The following is a 16,778-nucleotide window of genomic DNA, read 5'->3' on the forward strand; positions in this document are numbered from 1 at the left end:
GATCGTCAGGGGCCCCGGTGGGTGCGGTGGTCGAGGGTCAGTGCACGGTGCCGGCGTAGCGGCGGGTGAACCGGGTGCCGCTGGCGGCGGTCACCGTGACGTCGTAACGGCCGTTGTCGAGCGGCCAGTTGACGGTGGCCTGCTTGTCGGCGGCGACCCACACGGTCTGCGCCTGGCCGGCGAAGTCGTTCGGCGTCACGGTGAACGACACGTCCGTGCCGCCGTCGTTGTGCAGGTGCAGTGCGACCTTGTTGCGGCCCACGGCGGCCTCGACCGAGGGGACGGCGACGTCGTCCTGGCCGGCTCGGGTGACGGTGCCCGCGAAGCGGCGGACGAAGCCGTCGGGGCCGTGCACGGTGAAGTCGTAGCGGCCGTCGGTGGCGGAGGCGTCCCAGGTGTGGGTCCGGCTCGCGGCCGGGGCGACGGTGAACGGGGTGCCGGCGAACGGCAGGGCGATGTTCGGGTAGACGGTGTAGGGGAAGGCCGCCGTACCGGTGTTGGTCATGGTGCAGGTGACGTGGCCGGTGGCCCGGTCGACGCTGACCTCGGCGCCCGGCCCGTACGGCAGCCTGCGGTGGGGGCGCTCGCCCGGCTCCTGCGGCGGCAGCGACTGGCTGCCGGTGGCGGGCAGCTTGACCGGCGGCAGGCCGGAGTTGGCGTCGGCGGCGGCCATCAGCGCGTTGGTGTCGGGCAGTGCGGGGAGGGAGTAGTCCGGCTTGGCGAAGTCGAAGCAGCTGGTCAGGTCGCCGCAGACGGCGCGCCGCCAGTCGGAGATGTTCGGCTCGCGGACGCCGGTCACCACCTCCAGGAAGCGCAGCACCGAAGTGTGGTCGAAGACCTGCGAGTTGACCCAGCCGCCGCGCGACCAGGGGGAGACCACCCAGAGCGGGACGCGGTTGCCGAGGCCGATGGCGCGGTCCTGGGTGAACTCCTCGGGGGTGCCGGCCTCGGGGGTCGGCGGGACCATGTGGTCGAAATAGCCGTCGTTCTCGTCGTACATCACCAGGAAGACGGTGTGCTGCCAGACGTCCGGGTTGGACATCAGCGACTGCAACGCCTGGTTCACCCAGTGGGCGCCGTACGCCGGGCCCGCGTTGGGGTGCTCGGAGAACAGGTACGGGGCGACCAGCCAGGAGACGGTCGGCAGGGTGCCCGCCTTGCAGTCGGCGTCGAACGCGGCCGGGTCGAACTTGGTCATCGCGTTGACGTACCGCGGGTCGGTGGCCGGGAAGGCGTGGAACTGCTTGAAGTACGAGAGCGCGTTGTCGTCGTAGTCGCCGGTCCGGTCGTCCTTGCTGGGGTTGTGGTAGACCCGCCAGCTGACGCCCGCGGACTGCAGGCGCTCGGCGTAGGTGGTCCAGTCGGCGACCGGGTTGTCGGTGACCGGGGTGTTGTCGATCCACGGGCCGGTGGTGCCGTCGCGGCCGGGGCCGCTGGTGCCGGTCCACAGGTACAGGCGGTTGGGGTCGGTCGGGCCGGCCAGCGAGCAGAAGTAGGCGTCGCAGAGGGTGAACGCGTCGGCCAGCGCGAACTGGTACGGGATGTCCTCGCGGGTGAAGTAGCCCATGGTGCGCTCGCCCTTGGCGGCGACCCACTTGTTCATCGCGCCGTTGTTGATCGCCTGGTGGCCGGTGGCCCAGTCGTGGGCCAGGCCGCCGGCGTTCTGCGCGTTGTACTTGGTGGTGTCCATCCGGTACGGCAGCATCACGGCGCCGTCGCTGCGGCCCGCGTCGGGCTGGCGGAACACGTTGCCGCCGTCGGGGAACTGCAGCGCCTGCTTGTCGCCGAAGCCGCGGACGCCGTTCAGGGTGCCGAAGTAGTGGTCGAACGAGCGGTTCTCCTGCATCAGGATCACCACGTGCCGGACGTCGGCCACGGTCCCGGACTTCTTGTCCTCGGCCGCCGCCTCGGTGGCGCCGGACAGGCCGGTCACCGTGACGGCGCCCGCGGCGGCGGTGGCCGAGAGGAAGGTGCGGCGGTTGAGCTGCGGAGTCATCGGTCGGCCTCTCAGAGGGTGAAGGTGGCGACGGCGGCGGCGGTGTCGGAGGGCCAGCCGTTGGCGGCCGCGCCGGGCTCCGGCCGAGGCCAGCCGGTGACCAGGGTGTGGGCCTCGACGAGGGTGAGCTTCCCGGCGAAGTGCACCTGGTCGATGCGGTCCTGCGGCTCGGGCGCGGAGCCGCGCAGCGTGCGGGTGACGGACCAGGTGTTGCCGGGGGATGCGGCCGGGTCGGGGTGGGCCAGACGGTAGGCGTCGACCAGGCCGGCGTCCTGCAAGGCCACGGTGACCGGCCAGTCGAGGGCCGGGATGCCGCCGTGCGCGGCGGCGGTGGCCGGGACCCAGTCCAGGTGCGAGGGCGAGGCGAGGCCGGCGGCGACCACCACGGGCTTGCGGGCGGCGAGTTCGGCCTTCACCAGGGCGGCCAGCGCGAGCGCCTGCCGGCCGCGCGCCGAGGCGCGCTCGCTCGCCAGCACGGCGTCCGCGGCGCGCCCGTCCTGGACGGCGTACGGGCCGTAGTCCGACTCGTCCAGGTGCGCGGCCCAGAACCGGACGCCGTGCTCGCCGGGCAGCTGCACGGTGACCCCGGCGGCGGGCAACTCGGCGGTGGCGGCGGTCACTTCGGCCAGCGGGTAGCGGGAGAGGACGCCCACGCTGCCCGCGCTCTGGTAGGCGTACCAGCCGAGCGCGTCGGCCAGCGCCTGCGCGCCGGTGCCTGCGGTCTCCTGCAGCGCGACCACGTCCAGGCCCTGGGTCAGGACCACCCGCAGCTGCTTCTCCAGCGCGTCCTCGACGCCCGCGCCGGCCTTCCACAGGTTCAGCGTCGCGGTCTTCAGCTGCGGCTTGCGGGAGTTGACCGGCACCTGCACGGTCAGCGTGTCGGTGTTGCCCGCCGCGTCCTTCACGCCGACGGTCAGCACGGCCGGGCGGGGCAGCGGGGCGTTCGGGGCGGTGCCGGTCACGGTGCCGTCCGCGCCGACGGACAGCCAGGAGTCGCCGGCGAGCTTGCGGAAGACCGGCGCGTCCGTGCCGTGCATCCACAGGCCGCCGAGCCTGATCCGGAAGGCGGTCGCCGGGGCCACGACGGTCGCGGTGAGCGCGTCGACCGCGAGGTGCGGGCGCGGCGGGACCGGCCGCGGCTTGAAGCCGAACGGCGCGCTCTGCGCCAGGATTCCGTAGCCGTCCTTGGCCAGCAGGTAGGCGGTGTACGGCCCGCCGGTCAGCGCCGAGGTGTCGAGCTGGACGTCGCCCGAGGCGGCGGCGGTGTACTTCCACAGCAGCGACGCGCCGTTGCCGGGCTGCCGCGAACCGTCGTAGACGCCGACCCAGTTCTTGGCGTCCGGGGCGTCCGTGGCCCAGTGGAAGGTGAGCCGGTCGCCCTCGGTGGGGTCGGCGGGTGAGGAGAGGACGAGGGAGGATCCTGTCGCCACGGGTGGTCCTGTCCGCCGCGGCGCGGGCCCGCGGCTGAGTCGAGTTGGCTGTACAACCGGACTCATTCAGCCGGGGCGTGGCGGACCGCGGATGAACGCGACGTGACGATCCGTCGGGCGTCCCTCGAACTCACGGCCGCCCACCCCCCCACCGGGCGAGCGGGTCAGGCGGTGACCACCGCCTGGGCGTCGATCTCGACCAGCATGGGTTCCTGCGGGAGCTCGCAGAAGATCGTGGTGCGGCAGGGCTTCACGCCGCCGGGCTTGACGTTCTCCTCGATGAACGCGGCGTACACCTCGTTCATCAGCGGGAAGTCGGCCCGCTTGGTCAGGTAGACGCGGAACATCACCACGTCCTCGATCGTGGCGCCGCCGGCCTCCACGATGGCCTTGACGTTCTCCAGGGTCCGCCGGGTCTGCGCCTTGACGTCGCCGTGGTGGAGGTACTCGCCGGTGGCCGGGTCCTGCGGGCCTTGGCCGGAGACCTGGAGGATCGGGCCCTTGCGGACGCCCTGGGAGAACATCCAGGCCGGGGCGGGCGCGCCGTCGGTGCGGATCTCGGTCTTCTCGCTGCGGATCTCGGTGTTCTCGCTCATCTGCGGTGCTCCAAAAGGGAATCGATGGGTCGTCAGAGGTCTCGGATGGTGCGGACCGGCAGGCCCGCGTCGGCGGAGACCGCCCGGGCGCAGGCCAGCAGTGCGGGCAGCAGCTCCAGCACCTGCTCGTACGGCAGCACCACGTCCGGCACGGATATCGACACGGCGGCCACCACCCGGCCGGAGGCGTCCCGGACCGGCGCGGCGATGCAGTTGATGAACGACTCGTGCTCGGCGTGGTCCTGCGCCCAGCCCTGCGCGGCGACCTGCTCCAGCTCGGCGAGCAGCGCGTGCGGGCTGGTGATCGTGTTCGGGGTGTGCACGGTGAACTCGATGCCGTCCACCACCCGGCGCCGCTCGGTGAGCGGCAGGTCGGCCAGCAGCACCTTGGCGACCGCCGTGTTGTGCAGCGCCGCGCGCAGCCCGATCCGCGAGTACATCCGCACCGGGTGCCGGGAGTCGTACTTGTCGACGTAGACCACCTCGCCGCCCTCGTACGCGGCCAGGTGCACGGTCTGGCCGGTCGCCGCGTTCAGCTCGGCGAGGTGCGGGGCGGCGGTGCGGCGGATGCCGCGCTGCTCCAGGGCGAGGCTGGACAGGGCGAACAGGCCCGCGCCGAGGTGGTAGCGGTACTGGCCGTCGCGGTAGACGAAGCGCTGCTCCTCCAGGCTCTGCAGCAGCCGCAGCACGGTGGTCTTGTGCACGCCGATCAGGTCCGCGAGCTGGTCGAGGGAGCGTTCGCCCTCGCCGAGTTCGGCGAGCAGGCGCAGGGCGCGGGTGACGGTCTGGCTCATGGGGTTCCCTGGGCTCTGAGGGTGAGGAGCGGAGAGACGATGCCGGCGGCGGAGACGTGGGTGGCGGCCCAGTCGGCCTCGTCGGCGGCGAGCAGCGCGGCGACGGTCGCGGCGTCCGGCAGGATGCCCTGGTCGGTGGGCGAGGTCAGCGCGCAGGCCGCCGACAGGTGGCCCAGCCGCAGCCGGCGGCGCTGGTCCAGGCCGCGCAGGGTGCCCGCGAGGTAGCCGGCCGCGAAGGCGTCGCCCGCGCCGGTCGGCTCCACCACGTCGACCCGCAGGGCCGGCTCGGCGACCGAACCGCCGCTGCGGTCCAGCGCGGTGACGGCGTGTCCGGAGTCCTTGACCACCAGCACGGCGGGCGACGGGAAGCGCCGGCGCAGCTCCGCCGGGGAGCCGGTGCCGAACGCGTCGTGCGCCTCGTCCGCGCCGAGCAGCAGCACGTCCGCGGCGTCCAGCAGTTCCGGCAGGACCGCAGGGTCGCGCCGTCGCCACAGCGCGGGGCGCCAGTTCAGGTCGAAGGAGACCAGCCGGCCCGGTCGGCGGCGGGCCAGCAGCGCCCGCACCAGCGCCAGGCAGTCCTCCGACAGCGCGGGCGTGATGCCGGTCAGGTGCAGCAGCGGCGCCCGGTCCAGCAGCGCGGCCGCCGCCGGGTCGTCCAGCAGTGCGGGGGAGAGGGCGGAGGCCGCCGACCCGGCCCGGTAGTAGTGCATGCGGCTGCTGCCCGCGCCGAGGTCGTACGGCAGCGCCGACCCGCCGGTCTCCTTCAGGTACACCCCGGTCGGGCGGTGCGGGTCCACGGCGACCGCCGAGACGTCCACGCCCGCGGCGGCGAGCTCGGCGGTCAGCCGGCGGCCGAAGCCGTCCGCGCCGACCCGGCTGATCCACGCGGCGGGCACCCCGAGGGCGGCCAGGGCCGCCGCCACGTTGGACTCCGCGCCCCCCACCGACGGCCGGAACGCGTCGACCGCCTCGAACGGGCCCGGCCGGTCGGGCAGCAGCACCGCCATCGACTCACCCAGGCACACTGCCGGGGCGGTAGCCGCGCCACCGTCCTGATCAGCCATCACACCGCTCCTCGCGTCGGCCGCGGTCCGTTGACCGCCGTCCGGCGTGAATGCTAGAACCGTTCCACCACCATGCGCAATACACGTTGCGCATAGTGCAACCCCGCAGATCGGCAGGGAGTCGCGGGGACCAGATCGGAGGCACCACGGTGGACCAGCAGTACTTCGCGGACCGCGCCGAAGGACCCGGCATCGACCCGGCCGCCGTCGCCGCCCTCGCCGAGGAACGCCTCGACTGGCGCTTCAAGGCCCTCCCCGCCGACGCCTGGGGCCGCACCGTCCGCGAGTACCTCGCCACCGGCCCCACCCTGGACGCCTTCGGCACCCCGCTGCTCACCCTCGACGCCGCCGCCCTCGACCACAACCTGCGCACCATGGCCGCCTGGTGCGACCGGGCCGGCGTCCGGCTCGCCCCGCACGGCAAGACCACCATGGCCCCCGCCCTCTGGCAGGCCCAGCTCGCCGCCGGCGCCCACGCGATCACCCTCGCCAACCTGCCCCAGCTGCACGTCGCCCGCGCCTTCGGCGTCCAGCGGGTGCTGCTCGCCAACACCCTGCTCGACCCCGCCGGCCTCGGCTGGCTCGCCGCCGAGCTCGACCGCGACCCCGGCTTCGCCTTCACCTCCTGGGTCGACTCCGTCGACAGCGTCCGGCAGATGGACGCCGCGCTGCGCGCCACCGGCGCCACCCGCCCCGTCGAGGTGCTGGTCGAACTCGGCGGCCCCGGCGGCCGCACCGGCGCCCGCGGCGTGCCCGCCGCCCTCGAGGTGGCCGCCGCCGTCCTCGCCGCGCCCACGCTGCGGCTGGCCGGCGTCGGCGGCTACGAAGGCGCCCTCGCCCACGACGCCACCGACACCGCGCTCGCCACCGTCCGCGGCTACCTCGCCGACCTCGCCGAACTGCACCACCGCCTCGCCGCCGACTACCCCACCGCCACCCCCGTGGTCACCGCCGGCGGCAGCGCCTACTTCGACACCGTCGCCGAGGAACTCGTCCCGCTCGCCGCGCAGGTCCCCGGCACCCTCGTGGTGGTCCGGGCCGGCGCCTACCTCGCCCACGACGACGGCTTCTACCGCGGCATCTCCCCGCTCGCCCGCACCGCCGCCACCCCGCTGCGCTCCGCCCTGCACGGCTGGGCCCGCGTCGTCTCCCACCCCGAGCCCCAACTCGCCCTGCTGGACGCCGGCAAGCGCGACCTCCCGTTCGACGAGGGCCTGCCCGAGCCGCAACTCGTCCGCGGCGCCGGGGCGCTGACCGGCGCCGCCGTCACCGCCCTCAACGACCAGCACGCCTTCCTGCGCGACGCCGGCTCCCGGGCGCCCGTCGGCGCGGTGCTCCGCCTCGGCCTCTCGCACCCCTGCACCGCCTTCGACAAGTGGAGCCTGATCCCCGTCCTCGACCACGCCGACGCCGAACACCCGCGCGTCGTCGACCTGGTGAGGACCTACTTCTGATGCCCGACCTGCTGCTGCGCGGCGCCACCGTCGTCGACGGCACCGGCGCCGACCGCCACCGCGCCGACGTCACCGTCACCGACGGCCTGATCGAGGAGATCGGCACCGGCCTGACGGGCCGTCAGGTCATCGACGCCGACGGGCTGGTGCTCGCCCCCGGCTTCATCGACATGCACGCCCACTCCGACCTGCGGCTGCTCGTCGAACCCGCCCACCCCTCCCGGATCACCCAGGGCGTCACCTGCGAGGTCCTCGGCCAGGACGGACTTTCCTACGCGCCCGTCGACGACACCACCCTCCCGGCGCTGCGCCGCCAACTCGCCGGCTGGAACGGCGACCCCGACGGCTTCGACTGGAACTGGCGCGGCGTCGGGGAGTACCTGGACCGGCTCGACCGCGGAACCGGCGTGAACGCCTGCTACCTGGTCCCGCACGGCAGCGTCCGGATGCTCGCCATGGGCTGGGACAACCGCCCGCCGCGCGCCGACGAGCTGGCCCGGATGCGCGCACTGCTCGACCAGGCCCTGCGGGAGGGCGCCGTCGGCCTGTCCACCGGCCTGACCTACACCCCCGGCATGTACGCCGCCACCGCCGAACTGGTCGAGCTCTGCCGGGTGGTGGCGGCCCGCGGCGGTTTCCACGCCCCGCACCAACGCTCGTACGGCGCGGGCGCGTTGGAGGGATACGCGGAGATGGTCGAGATCTCCCGGCGGTCCGGCTGCCCGCTGCACCTCACCCACGCCACCATGAACTTCGGCGTCAACCAGGGGCGCGGCGCCGACCTGCTGGCGCTCGTCGACGCCGCGCTCGCCGAGGGCGTGGACGTGACACTCGACAGCTACCCGTACCTGCCCGGCTCCACCACCCTCGCGGCGCTGCTGCCCAGTTGGTCCACCGAGGGCGGCCCCGAGGCCACGCTGGCCCGGCTCGCCGACCCCGCCGCCCGCGAGCGCATCCGCGTCGACGTCGAGGAACGCGGCAGCGACGGCTGCCACGGCGTGGTCACCGACTGGGCCACCATCCAGATCTCCGGCGTGCGCACCACCGCCCTGGCCGCCCTGGTCGGGCGGAGGATCTCCGAACTCGCCGCCGAACAGGGCATCTCCGGCACCGAGGTGTTCTTCGGACTGCTGCGCGCCGACCAGTTGGGGACCACCATCCTCCAGCACGTCGGGCACGAGGAGAACGTCCGCGCCATCATGCGGCACCCCGCGCACACCGTCGGCAGCGACGGACTGCTGGTCGGCGCCCGCCCGCACCCCCGCGCCTGGGGCACCTTCCCCCGCTACCTCGCCCGCTACAGCCGCGAGTTGGGCGTCCTCACGCTGGAGCAGGCGATCGCCCGGATGACCGGCCGCCCCGCCCGCCGGCTCGGCCTCGACCGGCGCGGCCTGATCCGCCCCGGCCACCACGCCGACCTGGTGCTGTTCGACCCCGAGACGGTCCGCGACACCGCGACCTTCGACCAACCCCGGCTGCCCGCCGCCGGAATCACCCACGTCTTCGTCAACGGCGTCGCCGCCCTCGCCGACGGCCGGCCCACCGGCGCGCTCGCCGGACGGGCGCTGCGCCGCGACGCGGACCGGCTGGTGCGCAGCCGGTAGGCCGCCGGTAGATCGCCGGTAGGCCGCCGGTAGGTCGCCGCACCGCCGGGCGCAGTCGCCCGGACCACACAATCCCCAGTACGGACAGAGGAGTTGGCAGGAATGGACACGCAGCAGTTGCGCGCGGAGCTGACCGAGCAGCCGGTGATCGCGGTGGTGCGGGCACCGGTGATCCCCGACGCGGTGGCGCTGTGCGAGGCGCTCGCCGAAGGCGGCATCGGATGGACCGAACTCACCTTCACCACCCCCGAGGTGACCCGCCACCTGGCCCGCGCCGCGGCCGCCGGCTGCCGGGTCGGCGTCGGCACCGTGCTCACCGCCGCGCAGGCCCGCGAGGGCATCGAGGCGGGGGCGGCCTTCCTGGTCACCCCCGGCCTGCGCCCGGCCGTCGCCGAGGTCGCCCGGGAGGCCGGAGTCCCGGTGGTGATGGGCGCGTTGACGCCCAGCGAGGTCGCCGACGCGCTCGACCTCGGCGCCGCCGCGGTGAAGATCTTCCCCGCCAAGGCCTTCGGCCCCGGCTACTTCAAGGACCTGCGCGGCCCCTACCCGACCGTCCCGCTGGTCGCCTCCGGCGGCGTCAACGCGGGCAACGCCAAGGCCTTCATGGACCACGGCGCACTCGCCGTCTGCGCAGGCACCGACGTCGTCCCGCCGCAGGCCGTCGCGGACGGCGACCGGGCCGAGATCACGCGCCGCGCCAAGGAGTTCGTCGCCGCCCTCGGCTGAGCTCGCCCAGGGCTGAATCCGCCCCCGGCTGAGCTCGCCCAGAGCTGAATCCGCCCCCGGCCGGGCGGCGCGCCGTCAGGTCAGCGGGGTGCGGGTGCGGGTGGTGGAGTACAGGTGGCTGTCGCGGAACTCGGTGGCGGCCAGCGTGCGGCCGACGATGATCACCGCCGTGCGCAGCACGCCCGCCTCCTTCACCTGCCCGGCGATGTCCTCGAGGGTGCCGCGCAGGATCAGCTCGTCCGGGCGGCTGGCCATCGCCACCACCGCGACCGGGCAGTCCGCGCCGTAGTGCGGCAGCAACTCCTCGACCACGCTGTCGACGTAACGCGCCGCCAGGTGCAGCACCAGCAGCGCCCCGCTGCGCCCGAGCACCGCCAGCTCCTCGCCCGGCGGCATCGGCGTCGCCTGGCGGGCCACCCGGGTCAGGATCACCGTCTGGCCGACCGTCGGCACCGTCAACTCCCGCTTCAGCGCGGCCGCCGCCGCGGCGAACGCGGGCACGCCCGGCACCACCTCGTACGGGATGTCCAACGCGTCCAGGCGGCGCATCTGCTCGGCGACCGCGCTGAACACGGACGGGTCGCCGGAGTGCAGGCGGGCCACGTCCAGGCCCTCGGCGTGCGCCCGGGCGATCTCGGCGACGATCTGGTCCAGGTCCAGGTTGGCGGTGTCCACCAGCCGGGCCCCGGGCGGGCAGTCCGCCAGCAGCTCGGCCGGGACCAGGCTGCCCGCGTACAGGCAGACGCCGCAGGCGGCGAGGGTGCGCTGACCGCGCACCGTGATCAGGTCGGCGGCACCCGGTCCGGCGCCGATGAAGTAGACGGTCACTTCGCTCCTCCAACATCCTTGGTGACGCTCCACTGGGTCACCGGCATCGCCTGCCGCCAGCCCGTGAAGCCGCCCACCGGCACCGCCTGCGCGACGCTCAGCCTGTACAACTCGCCGCCGCGCTGCCGGTACCACTCGGCCAGCAGCGCCTCCGACTCCAGGGTCACCGTGTTGGCGACCAGCCGGCCGCCCGGCGGCAGCGCCGCCCAGCACGCCTCCAGCAGCCCCGGCGCGGTCAGCCCGCCGCCGACGAACACCGCGTCCGGACGCTCCAGCCCCGCCAGCGCCGCCGGGGCCGCGCCCCGCACCACCCGCAACCGCGGCACGCCCAGCGCCGCCGCGTTGCGGACGATCCGCTCGGCCCGCACGGCGTCGCGCTCCACGCTGACGGCCCGACAGGACCGGTGCGCCCGCAGCCACTCGATGCCGATCGACCCGGAGCCGCCGCCGATGTCCCACAGCAGCTCCCCCGGGGCCGGGGCGAGCGCCGCCAGCGTCGCCGCCCGGACATGACGCTTCGTCAACTGCCCGTCCGACTCGAAGAGTTCGTCGCGCAGGCCGGGTACCAGCTGGTTGTGCGGCGCGTCCGGTCCGGCCGCGCACTCCACCGCCAGCACGTTCAACGGATCGCCCGGCGTGAGCGACCACCGCTCGGCGACGCCCTCGCGCACCGCCTCGTCCGGCCCGCCCAGCTGCTCCAGCACCCGCACCCGGCTCGGCCCGAAGCCCCGCGCCGTCAGCAACTCGGCCACCCGGCCCGGGGTGGCGGCGTCCGCACTCAGCACCAGCAGCCGCCGGCCCGGGAACAGCGCCGCGTGCAGCGACTCGGCGGGGCGGCCCACCAGCGTCACCACCTCGGTCTCCTCCACCGGCCAGCCCAGCCGGGCACAGGCCAGCGACACCGAGGACGGATGCGGCAGCACCCGCAGCCGGTCCGGCTCCACACCGCACTCCAGCAACGTCCGCCCGATCCCGTAGAACATCGGGTCGCCACTGGCCAGCACCGCCAGCCGCTGCCCCGCGAACTCCGCCAGCAGACCCGGCACCGCAGGCCGCAGCGGCGACGGCCAGGCCACCCGCCGCGCCGTCACCTCGTCGGGCAGCAACGCCAACTGACGCGCACTCCCCAGCACCGCACCCGCCGCGAGCAGCGCCTCGCGCGCGCTCCCGGCCAGCCCCGGCCAGCCGTCCGCGCCCACCCCGACAACGGTGATCGGTGACACGGAACGCTCCTCACGGCTCGGCACTGGACTGCCGCAGCCTACCGGCAAGCCCCCGCCGCACCGCCCCCGAGCTGGGCAAACCCGAGGTGCGACATTGGCCACACGGGGGGCGGCGGCCGGTTCGTCAGGGCTGGTAGGGCAGATGCGGCATGCGGAGCCTCAGGGTCGGTACGGCAGCTGCGGAGCCTCAGGGCTGGTGGCATCTCAGGGCTGGTACGGCAGCTGTGGCACCTCGAAGCAGTTGTCGTCCATGTCCGGCACCTGGGTCACCCAGCCGCCCCGGCCGCCCGCCGCCGAGTCCTGCCAGCGGGCCGCGTTCAGGCACGCCCTGGTCGCCCCGGTCGGGCGCGGCGCGGGCGCGAACGAGGCCGGGATCAACAGGCCGTGCGCGTCGTACGGTTCGGCCCGGTCCATGAACCGCTCCACGCAGGCCCGGGTCAGGTCCGCGCCGCAGGAGTCCATCGCGTCCGCCAGCCACTGCGCGCCCGCCCAGCCCTCCAGCTCCCAGGCGGACACCAACGCCTCCCGCTCCGGGTAGTACCGGGCCATCGCCGCCCGGAACTCGCCCACCGCAGGCACCGCCGTGTCGGCGTAGTTGCGCGAGGACGAGGTCGCCCACAGCACGTCCCGGCAGCCCGGAGCGTCCGCGTACGCGGCGCGCGCCGTCTCCGACCAGTTCTGCACGTTGGTCACCTTCGCCACCGGGCGCACCCCCGCCGCGTCCAGCGCCTGGCACAGCGCCGCGTTGCCCCGGGTGTCCATCGCGTCGAACAGCAGCTCCGAGCCGTCGGCCCGCATCGCCGCCGCCACCGCCTGGAAGTTCGGCAGCGCCAGATCCACCCGCTGGCTCAGCACCCGGAACCCCTCCGCCCGCAGCCCCTGCTCCAACTGCGCCGCGTAGCGCGCCGAATCGGCCTGGCTGTAGGCCACCACCGCCGCACTGCGCACGTTCAGCCGCTGCTTGAAGAATCGGTAGACCTCGGTGCTCTGGTACAGCGTCCCGCCCCAGCCCACCGCGCGGCCGTCGCGCGGCGAACTGCTGCCGTAGATCGAGTACAGGTGCGGCCAGCGGTCGTACGCGGTGCCGATCGGCTGGCCGCCGACGTCCGGGACGCCGCGGCTGCTCACGTACCCGGCGCCCGCGTAGTCCAGCACGCTGCCCGAGACCAGCGCGAACACCCGCTCCCGGTCGATCAGGCGGTGCACGCAGTCCTGGTTGCCGACCCCGCTGCCGCCGTCGTCGCAGGTGACCACCCTGACCGTGCGGCCGTGGAGTCCGCCGTGCTCCGCCAGCGACTGGAAGAAGGCCAGTGCGCCGAACCGCGGACCGGCGAAGGTCTCGCTGCCGACCGGGCTGGTGAGCGAGGTGATCACACCGACCTTCACCTCGGCCGCCGTCACCCCGACGTCGGTGGCACCGCCGTTCGTCGCGCCGCCGTTCGAGGAGGCTCCGGCGTTTCCGGACGGTGCGGGGAAAGCGGTTGCAGGCAGCCGGGTGCCGCACCCGGCGGTGAGGGCCAGCAGCACGGCGGCCAGCGCTGTGGCCGACCGCCGTGCCGGGTGCCTTGCCGGCTGCCGTGCTGGCTCTCGTGTCGGGTGCCGTGGAACCCGGAAGCCGATCAACCGGGCCCGATCAACTGCAGCCGGGCACTGCGGTGGTGGCACCACCGCTGAGCTGGACCAGGCCGCAGAGCGTGCTGGTGGACACCTTCCAGGTGCCGTTCTCCAGCACCGCCTGGCCGGAGGCGTCGGGCTGCACCACGGCGCCCTGCAACGACAGCGAGTAGGTCACCGCCGCCGTGGTCGCCGAGGTGAACTGCACGTTGGTGACGGTCGCCTTCACCTGCCCGACCCGCGGGTCACTCGCGAAGCCCTGCAGCACCGGTGCCAGCTGCTCGCCGTTCTGCAGCAGCGCGGCCTTGTCCGGCAGCGAGGTCGCCGGGTCGAAGAACTTCTCCCAGTTGGCGGTGATCGAGGCCTTCGCCGCCGCCGGGTCCGCGGGCGCGGTGCCGGTGGCCGAGGCGTTCGGGGAGGCGCTCGGCGAAGCCGGAGCGGTGGTGGTCGCCGGTGGGGTGGCCGGTGAGCTGCTCTTGCTGCTGCTCCCGCTGCCGCTGCTGCACGCCGCGACCGCGAGGAGCAGCGCGAACAGCAGACCGGTCAGGCGGAGCAGTGCGCCGCGACGGCGCGGGACGGGGGTGTGGGGTGGGCGCGAGCCGGCGGGGGCCGCGTTGTGCTGGTGACGCATCCGCATCTCACCGCGTTCCTGCTGTGTGGGGGCTGGGGGCTGGGGCTTGGTCTCCTGGTCCGGGGTCTGGGGTCCGGGGGTGGTGACGCCGCGGGTGCGGACCGCCGCGGTGGCGGCGTTGCGGTCCGCGGCGCGGCGCGGCGCGGGTGAGACCATGAAGGACGATATGCGGAGGACTCGCAATATCTGGCGCTTTGTAGGACATCTTGGCCAAATTCGACCCCGGTGGGCGGGCTGGAGAGCAGGGATGGACACGGGCAGGAGCGGCGGGGACGAGCGACACGCGGGACGTCGGGCGCTGCGCGAGAGGTCCGGATGGTTGCTGTCGGCGGCCGGTGCGCTGCTGTGCGTACTCGGCTGGTACGCGGTCTCCGGCGAGAGCGTGACGGCCCGCCAGGTGCCCTACCTCGCGTCCGCGACCATCCCCGGCGCCGCCCTGATCGTGGCCGGCGCGGTGGTGGCCACGGCCCGCCGCCACGCGGCCGACGACCTCCGGTGGCGTCTCGACCGGCTGCTGACGCTGCTGGTCGAACCGGAGCCGAGCGGTGGCGGCCTGTCTCCCGCCCCCGCCGGTCCGGATGACGGGCCGTCAGTGGCGCTGCCGGACGGCACGCTCCACCACCGGCGCGCCTGCCCACTGGTCGCAGGCAAGGCCGGCGCCCGCACGGTGACCACCGCCGAGATCCGTGCCCGCGCACTGGCCCCGTGCCCGGTCTGCGAGCCGCCGGAGGCGGCGAGCGCTGACGCCGGGTCCGCCGAGGCCGCGCCGCGCCGGCCCTCGGCGGGCGAAGCCCCTTCCAGTGAGGGCCTCTCCGGGGAGCGGCCGCCGGGTGGGGGGTCGGGATGAGTGGCGGTCTGCCCGTCGATCTGGCGTTGGCCGGGGTTGCCGTCGGCAGTGCGGCTGCGCTGAGCGGTGTCGGGTTGGTGGTCACGTACCGGGCGACCGGCGTGTTCAACCTGGCGCAGGGGGCGCAGGCGATGGTCACCGCGTACCTGCTGCGCGAGCTCGTCGTGGTGTGGCACTGGCCGGTGGCGCCCGCCGCGCTGCTCTGCCTGCTGGTGGTGGCGCCCGCGACGGGGGTGCTGCTCGACCGGGCGGTGTTCCGGCCGTTGCAGCGGCGCGGGGCCGGAGCGGCCGAGACGCTGGTCGCGAGCCTCGGTGTCTTCGTCCTGCTGATCGGTGTCGCCGTGCTGCTGTGGGGGACCACCCCGTTCGGCGACGCGCCCGCCCTGCTCCCCGGTACCGCGCTCGCGCACCTGGCCGGACACACCCTGCGGTTGGACACGGTGCTGCAACTCGCCACCGTCCTCGCGCTGGCCGCCGCCGTCGGCTGGGTCAGCGCCCGTACCCGGTTCGGGATCCGGCTGCGGGCGGTCGTCGACGACCGCCGGCTCGCCGAACTGTCCGGCGTCGACGCCGACGCGGTCTCCGCCGCCGGATGGGCGTTCGGCTCGTTCACCGCGGGCCTGGTCGGCGTGCTGCTCGCGCCGCTGCTGCTCCTCGACCCGTACGGCCTGCCGCTGCTGGTGATGGAGACCATGGTGGTCGCCGTCGCCGCCCGGCTCCGCAGCCTGCCCGTCGCGGTCGCCACCGGACTGGCCCTCGGCATCGCCCAGGCCGAACTCACCCAGTACCGTCCGATCGGTCAACTCCTGCCGTTCGCCGAGGCGTTGCAGGCCAACCTGTTCGCCGTGGCACTCCTGGTCGCCGCGCTCCTGCCCTGGCGGACCCCCGCCGACCCGGGCGCCGCCGCCGTCCTGCCCGGCCCGCGCCCCACCGTCGCCGGTACCGTGCTGCTCCAACTCGGCTGTGCAGTACTGCTGTTGATTCCGCTGAAGTTCCGCGCCGAGGACCTTCGGCACGCCCTCGACGTCCCCGCCCTGGCCCTCGTCCTGCTCTCGGTGGTCGTCGTCACCGGGTACGGCGGCCAGATCTCGCTCGGCCAGGCCGGGTACGCGGGCCTCGGCGCCCTCGGTACCGCCCTGCTGACCTCGGGCCGGATCCCCGGCTTCGGCACTCTGCCCGCGCTCCCCGCCCTGCTGCTCGCCACCGTTGCCACCGCCCTGTTCGGACTGCTCACCGGCCTGCCCGCGATCCGCCGCCGCGGTCTCGCCCTGGCGTTCGCCACCTTCGCCATCGGCGCCGCGCTGAGCCGCCTGGTCTTCGACCAGCCGTACGCCACCACCGGTCTCTCGGTGAGCCGTTCGGGCCTCCCGTCGGAGGACCGGGCGTTCTACGCGGTCGAACTCGCTTTTCTCGTGGTTGGATTGACGGTCACTCAACTCCTCCGACGAGGGAGGCTCGGACGGGCGCTGACCGCGATGCGCGACCACCAGGCCGGTGCGGCGGCGGCCGGGGTGAACGTCCCGGGGCTGAAGCTGCTGGTCTTCATGGCCGGTGCCGGGATCGCCGCGCTGGGCGGAGCGCTGTTCACGATCGGCGGTCAGGGCTTCGAACCCGCCACCTTCGACCCCGTCCGGGGCCTGCTCTGGTTCACCGCCGTGGTGGTGGTCGGCGCCGACAGCGCCGCCGGCGCGATCCTCGCCGCCGCCCTCCTGATCGGACTGGACGCCGGCGCCGTCACGGGCGTCTCCGCCCTCGTCGTCGGCACCCTCGCCGCCGCCCTCGGCCACCTCCCCGGCGGAGTCACCGGCCTGCTCCACCGCCTCACCGGCGTCCCCGCCGGTCCCGCCTACCAACTCACGCCACTGGGACGGTCGTTGCGCGAGCGCGAGCGCGAGCGCATGCCGACAGCGGAGCGGAGGGACCGCGTTGGCTGACCTTGCGGACGCCGTCACCACGGAGACCTTCAGTGCG

General features: G+C 74.5%; 14 protein-coding genes. 5 read left to right on the forward strand and 9 right to left on the reverse strand.

The window, feature by feature from the left end:
* Positions 1–37 precede the first annotated feature (37 nt).
* The 5 genes from AB0K51_RS00585 to AB0K51_RS00605 all read right to left on the reverse strand — a co-directional run bounded on the left by AB0K51_RS00585 (position 38) and on the right by AB0K51_RS00605 (position 5,880).
* On the reverse strand, positions 38–1,996 hold the full coding sequence (locus tag AB0K51_RS00585; protein ID WP_363448882.1) for a phosphocholine-specific phospholipase C: 1,959 nt from the start codon (positions 1,994–1,996) through the stop codon (positions 38–40).
* Positions 1,997–2,007: 11 nt separating this feature from the next.
* Entirely contained in the window at positions 2,008–3,426 is a 1,419-nt protein-coding gene (locus tag AB0K51_RS00590) for an endonuclease/exonuclease/phosphatase family protein (RefSeq protein WP_363448884.1), read from the reverse strand.
* Positions 3,427–3,590: 164 nt separating this feature from the next.
* Entirely contained in the window at positions 3,591–4,022 is a 432-nt protein-coding gene (locus tag AB0K51_RS00595; RefSeq protein WP_363448886.1) for a RidA family protein, read from the reverse strand.
* Positions 4,023–4,054: 32 nt separating this feature from the next.
* The gene (locus tag AB0K51_RS00600; protein WP_363448888.1) at positions 4,055–4,816 is read right to left on the reverse strand and encodes an IclR family transcriptional regulator; all 762 of its coding nucleotides are present in this window, start codon (positions 4,814–4,816) and stop codon (positions 4,055–4,057) included.
* A complete protein-coding gene (locus tag AB0K51_RS00605) occupies positions 4,813–5,880 on the reverse strand; it encodes a sugar kinase (protein WP_363448890.1) in 1,068 nt (355 codons plus the stop codon). Before AB0K51_RS00605 ends, AB0K51_RS00600 begins: the two co-directional genes overlap by 4 nt.
* Positions 5,881–6,029: 149 nt before the next feature.
* On the opposite strand from AB0K51_RS00605, the gene AB0K51_RS00610 reads away from it, so the two are divergent.
* The 3 genes from AB0K51_RS00610 (at position 6,030) to AB0K51_RS00620 (ending at position 9,664) form a co-directional block, all read left to right on the forward strand.
* Positions 6,030–7,334, forward strand: coding sequence for an amino acid deaminase (locus AB0K51_RS00610; protein ID WP_363448892.1), 1,305 nt, complete (start codon positions 6,030–6,032; stop codon positions 7,332–7,334).
* Positions 7,334–8,938: a D-aminoacylase gene (locus AB0K51_RS00615; protein WP_363448894.1), complete on the forward strand. Its 1,605-nt coding sequence runs from the start codon at positions 7,334–7,336 to the stop codon at positions 8,936–8,938. The genes AB0K51_RS00610 and AB0K51_RS00615 overlap by 1 nt, the downstream gene beginning before the upstream one ends.
* 102 nt (positions 8,939–9,040) lie before the next feature.
* Positions 9,041–9,664 carry a bifunctional 4-hydroxy-2-oxoglutarate aldolase/2-dehydro-3-deoxy-phosphogluconate aldolase gene (locus AB0K51_RS00620; RefSeq protein ID WP_363448896.1) on the forward strand — a complete coding sequence of 208 codons (624 nt, stop codon included), beginning with the start codon at positions 9,041–9,043 and terminating at the stop codon, positions 9,662–9,664.
* A 75-nt stretch (positions 9,665–9,739) separates the two neighbouring features.
* Here the strand turns inward: AB0K51_RS00620 and cobM are convergent, their stop codons facing one another.
* The 4 genes from cobM to AB0K51_RS00640 form a co-directional block, all read right to left on the reverse strand.
* Positions 9,740–10,492, reverse strand: a complete 753-nt coding sequence (gene cobM / locus AB0K51_RS00625; protein ID WP_363448898.1) for a precorrin-4 C(11)-methyltransferase — start codon at positions 10,490–10,492, stop codon at positions 9,740–9,742.
* Positions 10,489–11,715: a precorrin-6y C5,15-methyltransferase (decarboxylating) subunit CbiE gene (gene cbiE / locus AB0K51_RS00630; protein WP_363448900.1), complete on the reverse strand. Its 1,227-nt coding sequence runs from the start codon at positions 11,713–11,715 to the stop codon at positions 10,489–10,491. Before cbiE ends, cobM begins: the two co-directional genes overlap by 4 nt.
* A gap of 204 nt (positions 11,716–11,919) precedes the next feature.
* A complete protein-coding gene (locus AB0K51_RS00635; protein WP_363448902.1) occupies positions 11,920–13,242 on the reverse strand; it encodes an ABC transporter substrate-binding protein in 1,323 nt (440 codons plus the stop codon).
* A 106-nt stretch (positions 13,243–13,348) separates the two neighbouring features.
* Positions 13,349–14,116 carry a hypothetical protein gene (locus AB0K51_RS00640; protein WP_363448904.1) on the reverse strand — a complete coding sequence of 256 codons (768 nt, stop codon included), beginning with the start codon at positions 14,114–14,116 and terminating at the stop codon, positions 13,349–13,351.
* 91 nt (positions 14,117–14,207) lie between these two features.
* Here AB0K51_RS00640 and AB0K51_RS00645 point away from each other — a divergent pair, with 91 nt between their 5' ends.
* The gene (locus AB0K51_RS00645; protein ID WP_363448906.1) at positions 14,208–14,807 is read left to right on the forward strand and encodes a hypothetical protein; all 600 of its coding nucleotides are present in this window, start codon (positions 14,208–14,210) and stop codon (positions 14,805–14,807) included.
* Complete coding sequence (locus AB0K51_RS00650) at positions 14,804–16,741, forward strand: ABC transporter permease (protein WP_363448908.1); 1,938 nt, start codon at positions 14,804–14,806, stop codon at positions 16,739–16,741. Before AB0K51_RS00645 ends, AB0K51_RS00650 begins: the two co-directional genes overlap by 4 nt.
* Positions 16,742–16,778 lie beyond the last annotated feature (37 nt).

The sequence above is a fragment of the Kitasatospora sp. NPDC049285 genome, assembly GCF_040678815.1.
Lineage (GTDB): Bacteria > Actinomycetota > Actinomycetes > Streptomycetales > Streptomycetaceae > Kitasatospora.

Coding starts and splice junctions, on each gene's coding strand:
- AB0K51_RS00585 (WP_363448882.1), bottom strand. CDS start 1,996: ATGACTCCGCAGCTCAACCGCCGCACCTTCCTCTCGGCCACCGCCGCC.
- AB0K51_RS00595 (WP_363448886.1), bottom strand. CDS start 4,022: ATGAGCGAGAACACCGAGATCCGCAGCGAGAAGACCGAGATCCGCACC.
- AB0K51_RS00600 (WP_363448888.1), bottom strand. CDS start 4,816: ATGAGCCAGACCGTCACCCGCGCCCTGCGCCTGCTCGCCGAACTCGGC.
- AB0K51_RS00605 (WP_363448890.1), bottom strand. CDS start 5,880: ATGGCTGATCAGGACGGTGGCGCGGCTACCGCCCCGGCAGTGTGCCTG.
- AB0K51_RS00615 (WP_363448894.1), top strand. CDS start 7,334: ATGCCCGACCTGCTGCTGCGCGGCGCCACCGTCGTCGACGGCACCGGC.
- AB0K51_RS00620 (WP_363448896.1), top strand. CDS start 9,041: ATGGACACGCAGCAGTTGCGCGCGGAGCTGACCGAGCAGCCGGTGATC.
- AB0K51_RS00640 (WP_363448904.1), bottom strand. CDS start 14,116: ATGGTCTCACCCGCGCCGCGCCGCGCCGCGGACCGCAACGCCGCCACC.
- AB0K51_RS00645 (WP_363448906.1), top strand. CDS start 14,208: ATGGACACGGGCAGGAGCGGCGGGGACGAGCGACACGCGGGACGTCGG.
- AB0K51_RS00650 (WP_363448908.1), top strand. CDS start 14,804: ATGAGTGGCGGTCTGCCCGTCGATCTGGCGTTGGCCGGGGTTGCCGTC.